12 protein-coding genes, 1 tRNA gene and 1 pseudogene are annotated in these 17,245 nt (G+C 43.0%); 13 read left to right on the top strand and 1 reads right to left on the bottom strand.

Annotated elements, in window-relative coordinates:
* Positions 1 to 70: 70 nt before the first annotated feature.
* The gene (locus tag AAEY57_RS16340; RefSeq protein ID WP_350608260.1) at positions 71 to 1,336 is read right to left on the bottom strand and encodes a ligand-binding sensor domain-containing protein; all 1,266 of its coding nucleotides are present in this window, start codon (positions 1,334 to 1,336) and stop codon (positions 71 to 73) included.
* Positions 1,337 to 1,501: 165 nt separating this feature from the next.
* Between AAEY57_RS16340 and AAEY57_RS16335 the strand changes: the two genes are divergently transcribed.
* From AAEY57_RS16335 to AAEY57_RS16275, 13 genes and pseudogenes are all read left to right on the top strand, one after another.
* A tRNA-Trp gene (locus tag AAEY57_RS16335) sits at positions 1,502 to 1,578 on the top strand.
* Positions 1,579 to 1,708: 130 nt separating this feature from the next.
* The gene (gene secE / locus AAEY57_RS16330) at positions 1,709 to 2,086 is read left to right on the top strand and encodes a preprotein translocase subunit SecE (RefSeq protein ID WP_013463843.1); all 378 of its coding nucleotides are present in this window, start codon (positions 1,709 to 1,711) and stop codon (positions 2,084 to 2,086) included.
* A gap of 4 nt (positions 2,087 to 2,090) precedes the next feature.
* Entirely contained in the window at positions 2,091 to 2,648 is a 558-nt protein-coding gene (nusG, locus tag AAEY57_RS16325; RefSeq protein WP_013463844.1) for a transcription termination/antitermination protein NusG, read from the top strand.
* Positions 2,649 to 2,865: 217 nt separating this feature from the next.
* A complete protein-coding gene (rplK, locus tag AAEY57_RS16320; protein ID WP_008108462.1) occupies positions 2,866 to 3,294 on the top strand; it encodes a 50S ribosomal protein L11 in 429 nt (142 codons plus the stop codon).
* Positions 3,295 to 3,298: 4 nt separating this feature from the next.
* On the top strand, positions 3,299 to 4,003 hold the full coding sequence (gene rplA / locus AAEY57_RS16315; protein WP_013463845.1) for a 50S ribosomal protein L1: 705 nt from the start codon (positions 3,299 to 3,301) through the stop codon (positions 4,001 to 4,003).
* 320 nt (positions 4,004 to 4,323) lie between these two features.
* Positions 4,324 to 4,818, top strand: coding sequence for a 50S ribosomal protein L10 (gene rplJ / locus AAEY57_RS16310; RefSeq protein ID WP_013463846.1), 495 nt, complete (start codon positions 4,324 to 4,326; stop codon positions 4,816 to 4,818).
* Positions 4,819 to 4,892: 74 nt separating this feature from the next.
* Positions 4,893 to 5,255: a 50S ribosomal protein L7/L12 gene (gene rplL, locus AAEY57_RS16305; protein ID WP_013463847.1), complete on the top strand. Its 363-nt coding sequence runs from the start codon at positions 4,893 to 4,895 to the stop codon at positions 5,253 to 5,255.
* Positions 5,256 to 5,524: 269 nt separating this feature from the next.
* The gene (gene rpoB / locus AAEY57_RS16300) at positions 5,525 to 9,550 is read left to right on the top strand and encodes a DNA-directed RNA polymerase subunit beta (protein WP_024602214.1); all 4,026 of its coding nucleotides are present in this window, start codon (positions 5,525 to 5,527) and stop codon (positions 9,548 to 9,550) included.
* A 104-nt stretch (positions 9,551 to 9,654) separates the two neighbouring features.
* Positions 9,655 to 13,827, top strand: coding sequence for a DNA-directed RNA polymerase subunit beta' (gene rpoC / locus AAEY57_RS16295; protein ID WP_013463849.1), 4,173 nt, complete (start codon positions 9,655 to 9,657; stop codon positions 13,825 to 13,827).
* Between the two features lie 194 nt (positions 13,828 to 14,021).
* The gene (gene rpsL, locus AAEY57_RS16290; protein ID WP_002958885.1) at positions 14,022 to 14,396 is read left to right on the top strand and encodes a 30S ribosomal protein S12; all 375 of its coding nucleotides are present in this window, start codon (positions 14,022 to 14,024) and stop codon (positions 14,394 to 14,396) included.
* A 97-nt stretch (positions 14,397 to 14,493) separates the two neighbouring features.
* The gene (gene rpsG / locus AAEY57_RS16285) at positions 14,494 to 14,964 is read left to right on the top strand and encodes a 30S ribosomal protein S7 (RefSeq protein WP_010392135.1); all 471 of its coding nucleotides are present in this window, start codon (positions 14,494 to 14,496) and stop codon (positions 14,962 to 14,964) included.
* Positions 14,965 to 14,991: 27 nt separating this feature from the next.
* Positions 14,992 to 17,106 (top strand): elongation factor G, encoded by a 2,115-nt coding sequence (gene fusA, locus AAEY57_RS16280; protein WP_013463850.1) that lies wholly within the window; start codon positions 14,992 to 14,994, stop codon positions 17,104 to 17,106.
* A 62-nt stretch (positions 17,107 to 17,168) separates the two neighbouring features.
* A pseudogene (locus AAEY57_RS16275) lies at positions 17,169 to 17,245 on the top strand (GTP-binding protein); the annotation flags it as partial.

Below are 17,245 nucleotides of genomic sequence, written 5' to 3'. Positions count from 1 at the left end.
TTTACTGAGGTCTACTGACAGACAAAAAAGTGATCGGCTTGAATGGTATTGAGCGATCGGCATCATGGTATTACGCACCGCCATAGGTACCAATCCAAAGTCGCTGTTGGTTATCTTCATGCAGGCTAAATACATTATTATTAGTAAGGCCGCTTTGCAATTTTGAGTTAACTTTATAGCGCTTAAAGCCAGTGTCGGTTTGTTTGTTTAAGCCATCACGCGTACCAACCCATAACCGACCTTGTGAATCTTTAAGTAGAGCGCGAACAAAATTATGGCTAATAGTAGTCTCGTCATCGCTCAAGTGCTGTTGATGCGAAAGTTGATTTTGCTTTTTATCATAACGTTGCAAGCCATAGCCATCAGTACCAATCCAAATGATACCGAACTGGTCTTGATAGACTGACAAAAGGTAATCATTAGCAAGCCCATTTAGTTGCTGTTTATTGTGCGGTATGTGCTGAAAATTCTTTTTAGATGTACTTTGCTCTGTTTTGTAAAATAAACCTTTTCCATAACTTGTAAGCCACAAGGTATCGGTGTCGTCAATTAATATATCGGTGATCCATACATCTGCAAATTGAGCAAACTCCGCAAAAGCCTCTGTTGTTGGAATAAATAAGCTAAGGCCTTGTTTGCTTGCTAGTAATAGCTGCCCTTGTGTATCTAAGTGTAACCGCCATAAATTTTTATGGCTCTTTGCTATGTGTTTAAACGTTTTTAGCTCGGGGTTAAATTTAATTAATCCCTCGTTGGTCGCTAACCAGATATTCTGTTGAGCATCTATGACAATATCTTGTATGACTGTATTAGCTTGCTCGGGGCTAGTATAGCTAAATGACTCTACTTCATTCTTGACTATATTTAATCGTGTTAACTTTCCATGTTCATGGCCTAACCAAATATTATTTAGACTATCTGAAGCCAATGACCAAATGCGATTATCAGTAATAGCCAACTCAGTTTGCGTATTAAAAACCTTAAATTGACCGGTTTGAGTGTCAAGTAAGTTTAAACCATTACTGGCTGTAGAAAACCAGATAGCATGGGGGTCGCCAGCAAGACAATCGGTGACCCAATTTCCTGAAATACTAGCCTCAGTAGGGTGAGACTTGAAGCGTTTAAACTCATAACCATCAAAGCGATTAAGACCGCCTTGTGTCGAAAACCAGTGAAACCCTTGCTTGTCAGTGATACTGCAAGTAATCGAATTTTGCGATAACCCCTGTTCACTAGAGTATGTATCTAAGTGAATAGCGCGCGCGATGAGTGCACTGTGAAATAAGCATAAAACGCTTAGAATCACGATTTTGTAAAGTGTATGAAGTAAATGCACCCGCTTCCTTGTGCTATTAATATTCCTAAAAGTGAAACAATCATAAACTGCTTTTTTATTAATGTTAAGTTTGATTTTGAGTGTGGCCAATGAGATTTTAAGTTATGGGTATCTTTTTACTCTTGTGTTAATGAATTGCGTAAGTATAATAGGCATCCACTTTGCAGGGGCGTAGTTCCAATTGGTAGAACAGCGGTCTCCAAAACCGACGGTTGGGAGTTCGAATCTCTCCGCCCCTGCCAATTTTTACAAAGTGAATAAAGTCTAGAACTAAAAATCGGTTTGAGTAAGCTTGTTTTTAAGTTTAGATTTTAATGGATTAACCCTGTCGACGTGCAGGGTTGTTGTGTCTGTAGTTAAGGTAATAATATTATGAGCACGAATATAGAAACACCATCAAGTGGGATGGAGTCAGTAAAGTGGTTAGTAGCAATTGCGCTACTTGCAGGCGCAGTCGTTGGTAATCATATGTTTGCAGATCAGTCTGTATTACTACGTGCTATTGGCGTTGTGGTTGCAATAGCGGCGGGTTTAGCTATTGCTTCGCAAACTTTTAAGGGACGTACTTTCCTTGCTTTTGCTAAAGAAGCGCGTATTGAAGTACGCAAAGTAATTTGGCCAACGCGTCAAGAAACAACGCACACGACATTAATCGTAATGGTTGCAACAGTGATTATGGCACTTATCCTTTGGGGATTAGATGGCATTTTATTCCGCGCTGTAGGCTTTTTAACTGGATTGGAGATCTGATCCCATGTCGGATGAGAATAACGAAAAGAAACTACGTTGGTACGTAGTACAAGCTTTCTCAGGTTATGAGAAGCGTGTTGCTCAAACATTATTAGAGCACATTAAAATCAAAGGCCTAGAAGATAGCTTTGGTGAAGTATTAGTTCCTACTGAAGAAGTAGTTGAGATGCGTGCTGGTCAAAAGCGTAAGTCTGAGCGTAAATTCTTCCCAGGTTACGTACTAGTACAAATGGATATGAACGATGCAAGCTGGCACTTAGTAAATAGCACTGAACGTGTTATGGGCTTTATTGGTGGCACATCAGACCGTCCTGCACCAATTAGTTCTAAAGAAGCTGATCGCATTCTTAATCGCCTACAAGAAAACGCTGAAGCGCCTAAACCAGCAACATTATTTGAACCAGGTGAAGTGGTTCGTGTTACTGATGGTCCATTTGCTGACTTTAGTGGTGTGGTTGAAGAAGTTGACTACGAAAAGAGCCGTGTAAAAGTATCGGTACTTATTTTTGGTCGTTCTACGCCAGTTGAACTTGAGTTTGGTCAAGTTGAACAAGATAAGTAATTGATTTAAAGCGTTGTGTTAAAAGTTTCTTAATTTTTGGCACGAAGCTTGAAAAAGGCCGCTGATTAACTTATAATCAGCGGCCTTTTTGTATTCAGGGAAAACGTTTGTTTAACTGTTTACTAAAAAGTGAGAAACCAATTTTTAAACTGGGAAGCCGCTAGAGTACGCGTCCTCGCGCGCACAAGGCTAAGACCCACCTAATGAGGTATTTATAATGGCTAAGAAAGTTGAAGCTCTAATCAAGCTACAAGTTGCTGCTGGTATGGCTAACCCTAGTCCTCCAGTAGGTCCAGCACTAGGTCAACACGGTGTAAACATCATGGAATTCTGTAAAGCGTTCAACGCACGTACAGAATCTATCGAAAAAGGCGCTCCAGTTCCTGTAGTGATCTCTGTTTACGGCGACCGTTCATTTACGTTCGACATGAAAACGCCACCGGCTGCTTACTTACTTAAGAAAGCTGCAGGTATCAAATCTGGTTCAGGCCGTCCTAACACTGAAAAAGTAGGCACAGTAACTCGTGCTCAACTTGAAGAAATCGTTGAGACAAAGAAACCAGACCTTACAGCTTCTGATTTAGAAGCTGCGGTTCGCACTATCGCAGGTTCTGCGCGTGCGATGGGCTTGAACGTAGAGGACTAAGATAATGGCTAAATTAACTAAACGTATGCGTACTATCCGCGAAAAAGTGGAAGTAACTAAAGATTACGAAATTAACGAAGCAGTTGCTCTTTTAAAAGAATTAGCGACAGCTAAATTCGTAGAAAGTGTTGACGTTGCTGTTAACCTTGGTATCGATGCTCGTAAATCTGATCAAAACGTTCGTGGTGCGACTGTACTACCTAACGGTACTGGCCGTGATGTTCGTGTTGCTGTATTCACTCAAGGCGCTAATGCAGAAGCTGCAAAAGAAGCCGGTGCTGAATTAGTAGGCATGGAAGATCTTGCTGAACTAGTTAAGAAAGGCGAGATGAATTTTGACGTTGTTGTTGCATCACCAGACGCTATGCGTGTTGTTGGTCAACTAGGTCAAATCTTAGGCCCACGTGGTCTAATGCCAAACCCTAAAACTGGTACTGTAACACCTAACGTTGCAGAAGCAGTTAAAAATGCGAAAGCAGGTCAAGTGCGTTACCGCAATGACAAAAATGGTATCATCCATACTACGATTGGTAAGGTTGATTTCACTGCTGAGCAGTTACAACAAAACCTTGAAGCTCTAATTGTTGCGCTTAAGAAGGCTAAACCTTCTCAAGCTAAAGGTGTTTACTTGAAGAAAGTAACTATCTCTACAACAATGGGCGCAGGTGTTTCTGTTGACCAAAGCACTTTAAGCACAGTTGTTGCTTAATTGAGTGTTTACATGGCGTGAAATTTGTACTATAATTTTGCGCCATTTTGTTGATTAATTTAGTTAATCGCAAAGTAAAGAATTCGGGTTGAAGTCCATAATTTCGAAGCGCCTTTGGGCAACGCGATAAATTGGGCTTCCGTCCAAGACCGTAGGCGGCTTCGGCCTTAATGTTACCTACGTAGACGGTGTGAATCCCCAGATAGATTTTTCCTAATCTTCTGGCTCTCGCCGTAAAAAGCATCTCCATCTTTATTGATGGGGAAGAGTAAAACAGGGAAGCCGATAAACGGTAACCCATTAAACCAGGAGTAACACCCATGGCTTTAAATCTTCAAGGCAAAAAAGCAATTGTTGCTGAAGTCAACGAAGCAGCCAATGGTGCTCTTTCTGCAGTTGTTGCAGATTCTCGTGGTGTAACAGTTGGTGCAATCACTGCCCTTCGTAAAGAAGCTCGTGCAAATGGTGTTTGGATGAAAGTTGTCCGTAACACTTTAGCAAAACGTGCTTTTGAAGGTACAGAGTTTGAGTGCCTTTCTGACTCATTAGTTGGTCCAAGCTTAATCGCTTTCTCATCAGAGCACCCAGGTGCTGCTGCGCGTATCTTCTCAGATTTCGCGAAAAAGAATGAGCATTTCGAACTTAAGATGGCCGCTTTTGAAGGTAATGTAGTAGACGCAGCTATGCTTGCAACTCTACCTACATACGACGAAGCTGTTGCACGCTTAATGAGCGCTATGAAAGAAGCGTCTGCTGGCAAATTGTGTAAAACAATTGAAGCAGTACGTGTACAGAAAGAAGAGCAAGCTGCTTAATTTTAAGTTGTTTAATCCCTTTCGGTGTAAATTTATTTGGACCTTAGAGTCCGTTAATTATTAGGAAATTTGTAATGTCTGTAACTAAAGACCAAATCCTTGACGCAATTGCTGAAATGTCAGTAATGGACGTTGTTGCTCTAGTTGAAGCAATGGAAGAAAAATTCGGCGTAACTGCTGCAGCTGCTATGGTAGCAGGTCCTGCTGCTGAAGCTGCTGAAGAGAAAACAGAATTTGACGTAATCCTTACTGGCGCTGGCGCTAATAAAGTTGCGGCAATCAAAGCTGTTCGTGGCGCAACTGGTCTTGGCTTAAAAGAAGCTAAAGCACTTGTTGAAGCTGCTCCAACTCCAGTTAAAGAAGGTATTTCTAAGGAAGAAGCTGAAGCTCTTGCTAAAGAACTTACTGAAGCTGGTGCTGAAGTTGAGGTTAAGTAATCTAGCTTTTGCTAGGTTCGCTGCCTGAGAAATCAGGCAAGGGCTGGTGATTATTTAATCACCGGCCTTTTTGCGCTATAGAGCGACTATTCTTATAGCGCAAATAAAATCTGATTTATTCTTTAATTTCAACGCTTTATAGTTTGCTAGTGTTGAGGTGGGATTAAGTTGGAACAACAGTTAAATGTTGTACATCTTGGCATAGATGCCAGTTAAGTCTGTTCTTACAAGAACAGGTCGGGTCAAAGATCAGCAAGCTGAGGAACCCCATGGCTTACTCTTATTCTGAAAAGAAACGTATCCGTAAGGATTTTGGTAAACGTCCACAAGTTTTGGATATACCTTTCTTACTGTCGACGCAGTTAGAATCGTTTAAAAAATTCTTAGTCCCGGACGCTGATGGCGATCATGGTTTGGAAGCTGCCTTCCGTTCTGTGTTCCCAATTAAAAGCTACTCGGGAAATTCTGAGCTTCAATACGTAAGTTATCGTATTGGTGAGCCAGTATTCGATGTAAAAGAATGTCAAATTCGCGGTGTGACTTATTCTGCTCCACTTCGCGTGAAACTGCGTCTTGTAGTAATGGACAAAGAAGCTCCAGGCACAGTTAAAGACATTAAAGAGCAAGAAGTTTACATGGGCGAAATTCCGCTCATGACCGATACCGGTACTTTTGTAATCAATGGTACAGAGCGTGTTATCGTTTCTCAGCTACACCGTAGCCCTGGTGTATTCTTTGATAACGACCGCGGTAAAACTCACTCGTCAGGTAAAGTGCTTTATAACGCACGCGTAATTCCTTACCGTGGTTCATGGTTAGACTTCGAATTTGATGCAAAAGATAACTTATATGTACGTATTGACCGTCGTCGTAAATTACCGGCGTCTATCATCTTACGTGCACTTGAGTACACGAGTGAAGAAATCCTAGATATCTTCTTCGATACTACTGCGTTTGAAATTGCTGACGGTAAAGTTCTTATGGAACTTGTACCTTCACGTTTACGTGGTGAAACTGCCGCTTTTGATATCAAGAGCGAAGACGGTGAAGTCCTTGTTGAAAGCGGTCGTCGTGTTACGGCTCGCCACATCAAGAGCATCGAGAAAAAAGGCATTAATCAATTAGAAGTACCACATGAGTACATCATTGGCCGTGTATTAGCGAAGAACTATGTTGATGAGTCAACAGGTGAAATCATCGCGACTGCAAATGACGAGCTAACGCTTGAAATGATGGCTGAATTGGTTAAAGCAGGTCACACTACTATTGATACATTATATATCAATGAAGTGGATAGCGGCGCTTACATGTCAAATACATTAAACATTGACTCGTCAAGCAACCGTTTAGAAGCACTAGTAGAAATTTATCGCATGATGCGCCCAGGCGAGCCACCGACGAAAGACGCGGCTGAAGCCTTATTTGAGAACTTATTCTTCTCAGAAGAACGCTATGACTTATCAACAGTAGGTCGTATGAAGTTCAATAGCCGTGTTGGTTACGATTCAGACACAGGCCCTGGCACATTAAGCAAAGAAGACATCGTAGCGGTTATGAAAGTATTGATTGCTATTCGTAACGGTGTTGGCGATGTTGATGATATAGACCACTTAGGCAACCGTCGTATACGTAGTGTTGGCGAAATGGCTGAGAACCAATTCCGTGTAGGTTTAGTACGTGTAGAACGTGCTGTACGTGAGCGTTTAAGCTTAGGTGACCTAGACGCGATCATGCCACAAGATCTTATTAATGCTAAGCCTATTTCGGCAGCAGTTAAAGAGTTCTTCGGCTCGTCTCAGTTATCACAGTTTATGGACCAAAATAACCCGCTATCAGAAGTAACGCACAAGCGTCGTATTTCTGCATTAGGTCCGGGCGGTCTAACTCGTGAGCGTGCTGGCTTTGAAGTACGTGACGTTCACGTAACTCACTACGGTCGTGTATGTCCAATCGAGACTCCTGAGGGTCCAAACATCGGTCTAATTAACTCATTGTCTACGTATGCACGTACCAATGACTACGGTTTCTTAGAAACACCTTACCGCAAAGTGGTAGACGGTGTAGTAACTGATGAAGTTGATTACCTTTCAGCCATTGAAGAAGGTCAGTTTGTTATCGCACAGGCGAACTCAAACTTAACTGAAACCAATGAGTTTGTAGATGAACTTATTCCATGTCGTCACAAAGGTGAATCAACCTTTATGGGTCGCATGGACCAACAATATATGGATGTATCACCACAACAGGTGATCTCTGTAGCGGCCGCACTTATCCCGTTCCTAGAACACGATGATGCTAACCGTGCATTGATGGGTTCAAACATGCAACGTCAAGCAGTACCAACATTGAAAGCGGACAAACCGTTAGTAGGTACTGGTATTGAGTTAACACTAGCGAAAGACTCTGGTGTAACGATTGTTGCAAAACGTGGTGGTGAAGTAATGTATGCTGACGCAAGTCGCATCGTTGTTAATGTACATGAAGAAGAACGCATTCCTGGTGAAGCGGGCATCGACATCTACAACTTAACCAAGTACACACGTTCTAACCAAAATACATGTATTAACCAAAAACCAACATGCATGGTTGGTGAACCGGTTACTCGTGGCGATGTGTTAGCAGATGGTCCTTCGACTGACTTAGGTGACTTAGCCCTTGGTCAAAACCTTCGCGTGGCATTCATGCCATGGAACGGTTACAACTTCGAGGATTCAATCTTACTATCAGAGCGCGTAGTTGAAGAAGATCGTCTAACGACTATTCATATTCAAGAACTACAGTGTATTGCCCGTGATACTAAATTAGGCTCAGAAGAGATCACAGCAGATATCCCGAACGTGGGTGAATCTGCACTAGGCAAGCTTGATGAATCAGGTGTTGTATATATTGGTGCTGAAGTTAAAGGCGGCGATATCCTAGTAGGTAAAGTGACTCCGAAAGGCGAAACGCAATTAACACCAGAAGAAAAGCTACTACGTGCTATCTTCGGTGAGAAAGCGTCTGACGTTAAAGACAGCTCTTTACGTGTACCAAACTCTGTAACCGGTACTGTAATCGACGTACAAGTTTTCACCCGTGATGGTGTTGAAAAAGATAAACGTGCGTTAGAAGTTGAAGACATGCAGCTTCGCGAAGCGAAGAAAGACTTCAACGAAGAGTTCCGTATTTTAGAAGCCGGTGTTTTAGACCGTGCACGCAAGTTACTTGTGGCAGCTGGTTTCGATGAGGACAACTTAGCGTCACTGAATGCTGAAAAGTTACTAACTCAAAGCCTTGCTGAAGAAGACAAGCAAGCTGAACTTGAGCAACTAGCTGCACAGTACGATGAGCTTAAAGCTGAATACGATAAGAAGTTTGAAAACAAACGTCGTAAAATTACCCAAGGTGATGACTTAGCACCAGGCGTACTTAAGATTGTTAAAGTATACCTAGCTGTTAAACGTCGTATCCAACCGGGTGATAAAATGGCGGGTCGTCACGGTAACAAAGGTGTTATCTCGACTATCGTACCAGTAGAAGATATGCCATACGATGACAAAGGTCGTACGGTAGATATCGTACTAAATCCACTAGGTGTACCATCACGTATGAACATCGGTCAGATCCTTGAAACACATATGGGTCTAGCTGCACGTGGTATTGGTGAGCGCTTAGAAGAAATGATGAAAGAACAACGCGAGCTTCATGAGTTACGCGAATTCATCAAACAAGCTTATGAGATCGGTGAGTCTCGTCAGGTTGTGGATATTGCTAGTTTCTCTGATGACGAAATTCGTCGTTTAGCTGAAAACTTGAAAGGTGGTTTACCGATTGCTACTCCTGCATTTGATGGCGCGAAAGAAAGCGAAATCAAAGACATGCTAGAGCTAGGCGGCTACCCTAGAAGTGGTCAGGTTACACTTTATGATGGCCGTACTGGCGATCAGTTTGAACGTCAAGTAACTGTAGGTTACATGTACATGCTTAAACTTAACCACTTGGTTGACGATAAGATGCACGCACGTTCTACTGGTTCTTACAGCCTTGTTACTCAGCAGCCGCTGGGTGGTAAAGCACAGTTCGGTGGCCAGCGTTTTGGTGAGATGGAAGTATGGGCACTTGAAGCTTACGGTGCTGCTTACACGCTACAAGAAATGCTAACAGTGAAATCGGATGACGTGAACGGTCGTACTAAGATGTATAAAAACATCGTTGATGGTAACCATAAAATGGAACCAGGTATGCCAGAATCGTTCAACGTATTGTTGAAAGAAATCCGCTCACTGGGTATCAACATCGAGTTGGAAGAAAATTAAGCCAATTAGATGCTGCAGTTAGCGCTGCAGCATCTGTTATGGCTGAATAGAATGTAGGGACGAGAACATCCGTCCTCAAGATTAACTCCGACAGGAGAGCTAAGGTGAAAGACTTACTTAAGTTTCTGAAGCAACAAAATAAGACCGAAGAATTCGATGCAATTCGCATTGGTCTTGCTTCACCAGACATGGTTCGTTCATGGTCATACGGTGAAGTAAAGAAACCTGAGACTATTAACTACCGTACTTTCAAGCCTGAGCGCGATGGCTTATTCTGTGCCCGTATTTTCGGCCCAGTGAAAGATTATGAGTGTTTATGTGGTAAATATAAACGCCTTAAACACCGTGGTGTGATCTGTGAAAAGTGTGGCGTTGAAGTAACACTCACTAAAGTGCGTCGTGACCGTATGGGTCATATAGAACTGGCAAGTCCAGTTGCGCATATATGGTTTTTAAAATCATTACCGTCACGTATCGGCTTAATGCTTGATATGACGCTTCGTGATATTGAACGTGTTCTTTACTTCGAATCATTCGTAGTAACTGAGCCTGGCATGACAACGCTTGAGCGTGGTCAGCTATTAGGTGAAGAAGAATACCTAGATGCACTTGAAGAGCACGGTGATGAATTTGAAGCGAAGATGGGTGCTGAAGCAGTATTAGACTTACTGCGTGAACTCGATCTTGCTCAATTAATTGCAGAAATGCGTGAAGAGTTACCAACAATTAACTCTGAAACTAAGCGTAAAAAGATCACTAAACGTCTTAAGTTAATGGAATCGTTCCACCAATCAGGTAATAACCCTGAGTGGATGATCATGACAGTACTTCCAGTATTGCCACCTGACTTACGCCCATTAGTGCCACTAGACGGTGGTCGTTTTGCGACATCTGATCTAAATGACCTTTACCGTCGTGTTATTAACCGTAATAACCGTCTTAAGCGTCTACTAGATTTAGCTGCACCAGATATTATCGTACGCAACGAAAAACGTATGTTACAAGAAGCGGTCGATGCGCTACTTGATAACGGTCGTCGTGGTCGTGCAATTACAGGTTCTAACAAACGTCCTCTTAAATCGCTTGCTGATATGATCAAAGGTAAGCAAGGTCGTTTCCGTCAGAACTTACTTGGTAAGCGTGTAGATTACTCTGGCCGTTCTGTAATCACGGTTGGTCCTACACTTAAGCTTCATCAGTGTGGTCTTCCTAAGAAGATGGCATTAGAGCTTTTCAAACCATTCATCTATGGCAAATTAGAGCGTCGCGGCATGGCTACGACAATCAAAGCTGCTAAAAAGATGGTTGAGCGTGAAGTAGCGGAAGTATGGGATGTACTAGACGAAGTAATTCGTGAACATCCAGTATTGCTTAACCGTGCACCAACACTTCACCGTTTGGGTATCCAAGCGTTTGAACCTGTGCTTATCGAAGGTAAAGCGATTCATTTGCACCCATTAGTATGTGCGGCGTACAACGCCGATTTCGATGGTGACCAAATGGCGGTACACGTACCGCTAACAATTGAAGCGCAACTTGAAGCTCGCGCGTTAATGATGTCTACAAACAACATCTTATCGCCTGCTAATGGTGAGCCAATCATCGTTCCTTCACAGGACGTTGTATTAGGTCTTTATTACATGACGCGTGATCGTATTAACGCGAAAGGCGAAGGCGCCGTATTTAAAGATCCTAAAGAAGCAGAAAAAGCATACCGTAGTGGTAATGCCGACCTTCACGCTATCGTGAAAGTACGTATTAGCCAATCAGTTAAAAACGAAGAAGGTGTTGTTGAAGACACTGTAACCGTAATTGATACTACTGTTGGTCGTGCGATTCTGTCTTTAATTTTACCAAAAGGCATGCCGTATGAGTCAATCAACCAAGCCCTAGGTAAAAAGCAGATTTCTGGCTTAATTAATGAGTGTTACCGTCGTCTTGGTCTAAAAGACACAGTTATGTTTGCTGACCAAATCATGTACACCGGTTTCCACTATGCAATGAAGTCTGGTGTTTCAATTGGTATCGATGACTTAGTTATCCCACCAGTTAAAGCAGCAATCATTGAATCAGCTGAAGCTGAAGTAACTGAAATCAACCAACAATTCCAATCAGGTCTTGTAACGGCTGGTGAAAAGTACAACAAAGTTATCGATATCTGGTCACGTGTAAATGAAAACTTATCACGTGAAATGATGGCCAACTTGTCAAAAGACACGGTTATCAATGCAAAAGGTGAAGAAGTAGAGCAACCGTCATTTAACTCAGTGTTTATGATGGCCGACTCAGGTGCTCGTGGTAGTGCCGCTCAGATCCGTCAGCTAGCAGGTATGCGTGGTCTAATGGCACGTCCAGATGGTTCAATCATCGAGACGCCAATCACCGCTAACTTCCGTGAAGGTCTAAACGTACTTCAGTACTTCATCTCAACGCACGGTGCGCGTAAAGGTCTTGCCGATACAGCACTGAAAACAGCGAACTCGGGTTACCTAACGCGTCGTCTAGTAGACGTTGCACAAGATTTGGTAATCAATGAAGACGATTGTGGCACAGAAGATGGCTTAACAATGAAACCGCTAATTGAAGGTGGTGACGTTGTAGAAGCACTTCGCGAACGTGTACTAGGTCGTGTTGTTGCTGAAGATGTTGTAATACCAGGTACTAATACAGTACTTGTTGAACGTAACATCATGCTTGACGAAAAACTGTGTGACCTTTTAGAAGAGCACTCAGTTGATGAAGTTCGCGTACGTTCAGTTATCACTTGTGATAACGACTTTGGTGTATGTGCTAAGTGTTATGGTCGTGACCTTGCACGTGGTCATATCATCAACGCGGGTGAATCAGTAGGTGTTATCGCGGCACAGTCAATCGGTGAGCCGGGTACACAGCTTACGATGCGTACCTTCCACATCGGTGGTGCGGCATCAAGAGCGTCTGCTGAAAATAATGTACAAGTTAAAACAAACGGTACATTAAAACTTCACAACGCTAAATATGTATTAAATACAGACGGTAAGATTGTTATTACCTCTCGTTCTACCGAGATCACTATCATTGATAGCTATGGTCGTGAGAAAGAGCGTTATAAAGTACCTTACGGTGCGGTATTAACAGTGCAAGACAATGCAGAAGTTCAAGGTAACGACATCGTTGCTACTTGGGACCCGCATAGTCACCCAATCGTTCTTGAGCATAAATCAAAAGTATCGTTCAGCGATATCGATGATTCAAACACTGAAGCACAGACTGACGAACTAACGGGTTTAACTCGTGTAGTTGTTAAAGATCTTGCTAAAGCGAATGCGAAAGAACCAAAGCTTATCATTGAAAGTGATGAGCGTGGCTTGCAAGAAACGCGTCTTCCTTCATTCACTACGATTGAAGTAACAGACGGCGCGACTGCAAACCCAGGTGACGTGTTAGCACGTATTCCGCAAGAAGGTTCGAAAACTCGTGATATCACGGGTGGTCTACCACGCGTAGCCGACTTATTTGAAGCACGTAAGCCGAAAGATCCAGCTATCTTAGCTGAAATCACCGGTACGATTAGCTTCGGTAAAGAGACTAAAGGTAAGAAACGTTTAGTTATTACACCAGCTGAAGGCGATCATTACGAAGAAATGATTCCTAAGTGGCGTCAACTTAACGTGTTTGAAGGTGAACAAGTGTCTAAAGGTGAAGTTATCGCCGATGGTCCAGAATCACCGCATGACATCTTACGCCTACGTGGTGTGACTCATGTTGCTAATTACATTGTTAACGAAGTGCAAGAGGTTTACCGTTTGCAGGGCGTTAAGATCAATGATAAGCACATTGAAACTATTATTCGTCAAATGCTACGTAAATGTATCATTCTAGACGGTGGTGATACTGAGTTCTTAGCCGGTGAGCAAATTGAAGTGGCACGCGTTAATATCGCAAACCGCGACCTTGAAGCTCAAGGTAAGATCCCAGCTAAGTTTGAAATCCAGTTAATGGGTATCACAAAAGCATCACTAGCGACAGAATCTTTCATCTCAGCAGCCTCGTTCCAGGAGACAACTCGTGTCCTAACAGAAGCCGCTGTAAATGGTAAGAGCGATGAACTACGCGGTCTGAAAGAAAACGTAATTGTGGGTCGATTGATCCCAGCCGGTACCGGTTTTGCGTATCATCAAGAGCGTATGGCTCGTCGTAAGCAAAAAGACGTTGTTGAAGAGCAAACGGTAAGTGCGGAAGAGGCAACTCAAGCACTCACTGATGCTTTAAACGCGGATTTATCTGGAAATCAATAAACCGAATCTAATCAATAGATTAGAGTTTCACAAGGCAGTTATCTACTGCCTTGTGAGCGGTTTAGGTTGACAGGTCAATCTTTGCTCATTAAAATTCCGCCACCCATTTACTTGCACGTTTAAAACATGCTGGTAAAACAAGGGCGGATTTTTTATTTTTTTCAGTAGTAATTTTAATTTCAGGAGCTATTTAAATGGCAACTATTAACCAGCTAGTGCGTAAGCCACGTCGTAGCAAGGTTACTAAAAGTAACTCAGCTGCGCTTAAAGCGTGTCCGCAAAAGCGTGGTGTATGTACTCGCGTATATACAACTACACCTAAGAAACCAAACTCGGCGTTACGTAAAGTAGCTCGTGTACGTTTAACTAACGGTTTCGAAGTAACTTCATACATCGGTGGTGAAGGTCATAACCTTCAAGAGCACAGTGTAATCCTAATCCGTGGTGGTCGTGTTAAAGATTTACCAGGTGTGCGTTTTCACACTGTACGTGGTGCACTTGACTGTGCAGGCGTTAGCGACCGTCGTCAAGCTCGTTCTAAATACGGTGCAAAACGCCCTAAAGGCTAATTGTTTTCCGTTAGTAAGGCCAAGCACTAAATATTATTAATTATTGTTTTGGGTGATTGACTCGAAAGAGCAAACCTGAATAAACCGGAGATACAAAATGCCTAGAAGACGCGTAATAGGTCAACGTAAAATTCTTCCAGATCCTAAGTTCGGATCGGAACTTCTTGCTAAGTTCGTTAACATCGTAATGTTAGACGGCAAGAAATCTACTGCTGAAAAAATCGTTTATGGTGCGCTAGACGTGGCTGCTGAGAAATCAGGCAAGTCGCACCTAGAAATCTTTGAAACTGCACTTGATAACATCCGTCCACAGGTAGAGGTTAAATCTCGCCGTGTTGGTGGTTCAACTTATCAAGTACCAGTTGAAGTACGTCCAGTACGTCGCAACGCATTAGGTATGCGTTGGTTAGTAGACGCTGCACGTAAGCGTGGCGAAAAATCTATGGGCTTACGTTTAGCTCAAGAAATCGTTGACGCTGCTGACAACAAAGGCACTGCGGTTAAGAAACGTGAAGACGTTCACCGTATGGCTGAAGCGAATAAAGCATTCGCTCATTACCGTTGGTAATCTGTCCTTAACCTTTAAGAGGATTTTATGGCACGTACAACTCCACTTGAGCGTTACCGCAATATCGGTATTTGTGCTCACGTAGATGCAGGCAAAACCACCACAACAGAACGTGTTCTGTTCTACACAGGTCTTTCTCATAAGATCGGTGAAGTACATGATGGCGCCGCAACTATGGATTGGATGGAGCAGGAACAAGAGCGTGGTATCACAATCACTTCTGCTGCAACAACGTGTTTCTGGAAAGGGATGGACGCGCAATTTGACGACCATCGCATCAATATTATTGATACCCCAGGACACGTAGATTTCACTATCGAAGTAGAGCGTTCTTTACGTGTACTAGATGGTGCGGTAGTTGTTCTTTGTGCTTCATCTGGTGTACAGCCGCAAACTGAGACAGTTTGGCGTCAAGCGAACAAATACGAAGTTCCGAGAATGATCTTCGTAAATAAAATGGATCGCACGGGCGCTGACTTCTTAACGGTTGTCGGCCAGGTGAAATCTCGTCTTGGAGCAACGCCTGTTCCAGTCCAGCTGCCAATTGGCGCTGAAGACGACTTTAAAGGTGTTATTGACCTTATTAAAATGAAAGCCATTAACTGGAATGATGAAGACCAGGGTATGACTTTCTCTTATGAGGCAATACCGGCAGAACTTCAGGATTTAGCTGAAGAATGGCGCTCTCATTTAGTTGAAAGCGCTGCTGAAGCCTCTGAAGAACTAATGGATAAATACTTAGAAGGTGAAGAGTTAAGCGAAGCAGAAATTAAAAATGCTTTGCGTCAACGCACATTAGCGAACGAAATTGTTCCCATGACCTGTGGTAGTGCATTTAAAAACAAAGGCGTTCAAGCTGTGCTTGATTGCGTTGTTGAATATATGCCATCACCCACACAAGTGAAACAAATCCAAGGTATCCTCGAAGATGGTACCGAGGAAGAGCGTCCTGCTGATGATAAAGCGCCGTTTGCTGCACTTGCTTTTAAGATTGCAACAGACCCGTTTGTTGGCACCTTGACCTTTTTCCGTGTTTACTCTGGTACTGTTAAACAGGGTGACGCGGTATATAACCCAGTAAAAAGTAAGCGTGAGCGTCTTGGTCGTATCGTTCAGATGCATTCAAACTCACGTGAAGAGATCAAAGAAGTCTACGCAGGCGACATCGCGGCGGCTATTGGTCTCAAAGACGTAACAACAGGCGAGACACTGTGTGATCCGAATTCTATTATTACGCTAGAGCGTATGGAATTCCCAGAACCAGTTATCTCTGTTGCGGTTGAGCCTCGCACAATCGCTGACCAGGATAAAATGGGTATCGCGCTAGGTAAACTAGCGGCAGAAGATCCATCTTTCCGCGTACAAACTGACGAAGAATCAGGCCAGACGATTATCTCTGGCATGGGTGAACTTCACCTTGATATCATTGTCGACCGTATGAAACGTGAATTCAGTGTTGAATGTAACGTTGGTAAGCCGCAGGTTGCATACCGAGAAGCTATTCGTTCAACTGTTGAAGTTGAAGGGAAGTTTATACGTCAATCAGGTGGTCGTGGTCAATATGGTCACGTCTGGCTTAAACTTGAACCGATGGATATTTCGGATGATGAAGCCCCAATTTACGAGTTCGTTAACGAAACCGTAGGTGGGTCAGTTCCGAAAGAATACATCCCTGCGGTAGACAAAGGTATCCAAGAGCAAATGGCTCAAGGTGTACTGGCAGGCTACCCATTACTTGGCGTGAAAGCGACTTTATATGATGGTTCATTCCATGATGTAGATTCGAATGAAATGGCATTTAAAATAGCAGGTTCACTCGCCATGAAGCAAGGTGCGCTAGATGCAAACCCTGCTTTATTAGAGCCAGTAATGAAGGTTGAAGTACTCACTCCTGAAGCAAACATGGGTGATGTAGTTGGCGACCTAAACCGTCGTCGCGGCATGATCGAAGGTATGGAAGATGCACTTGGTGGACTTAAGCAAATTAATGCTCAGGTTCCGTTATCTGAAATGTTTGGTTATGCGACTGCTTTACGATCTGCAACACAGGGCCGTGCCTCATACTCTATGGAGTTTTTGAAGTACGCTGAAGCCTCTAAACAGGTTGCAGATACAATAATTTCAGCTCGCGCTGTTATATGATTTTAGCTTGTCTGGCTCAATACTGAGTCAGGCTTTAATTTCTTTATTAGGAATTTTTTAAGATGGCAAAAGAAAAGTTTGAACGCGTAAAACCGCACGTAAACGTTGGTACAATCGGCCACGTTGACCACGGTAAAAC

This window comes from Pseudoalteromonas sp. MER144-MNA-CIBAN-0113, assembly GCF_040308965.1.
Lineage (GTDB): Bacteria > Pseudomonadota > Gammaproteobacteria > Enterobacterales > Alteromonadaceae > Pseudoalteromonas > Pseudoalteromonas tetraodonis.
Note: the sequence above shows the minus strand (reverse complement) of the source record. Positions and strands in the feature narration are given on the sequence as shown.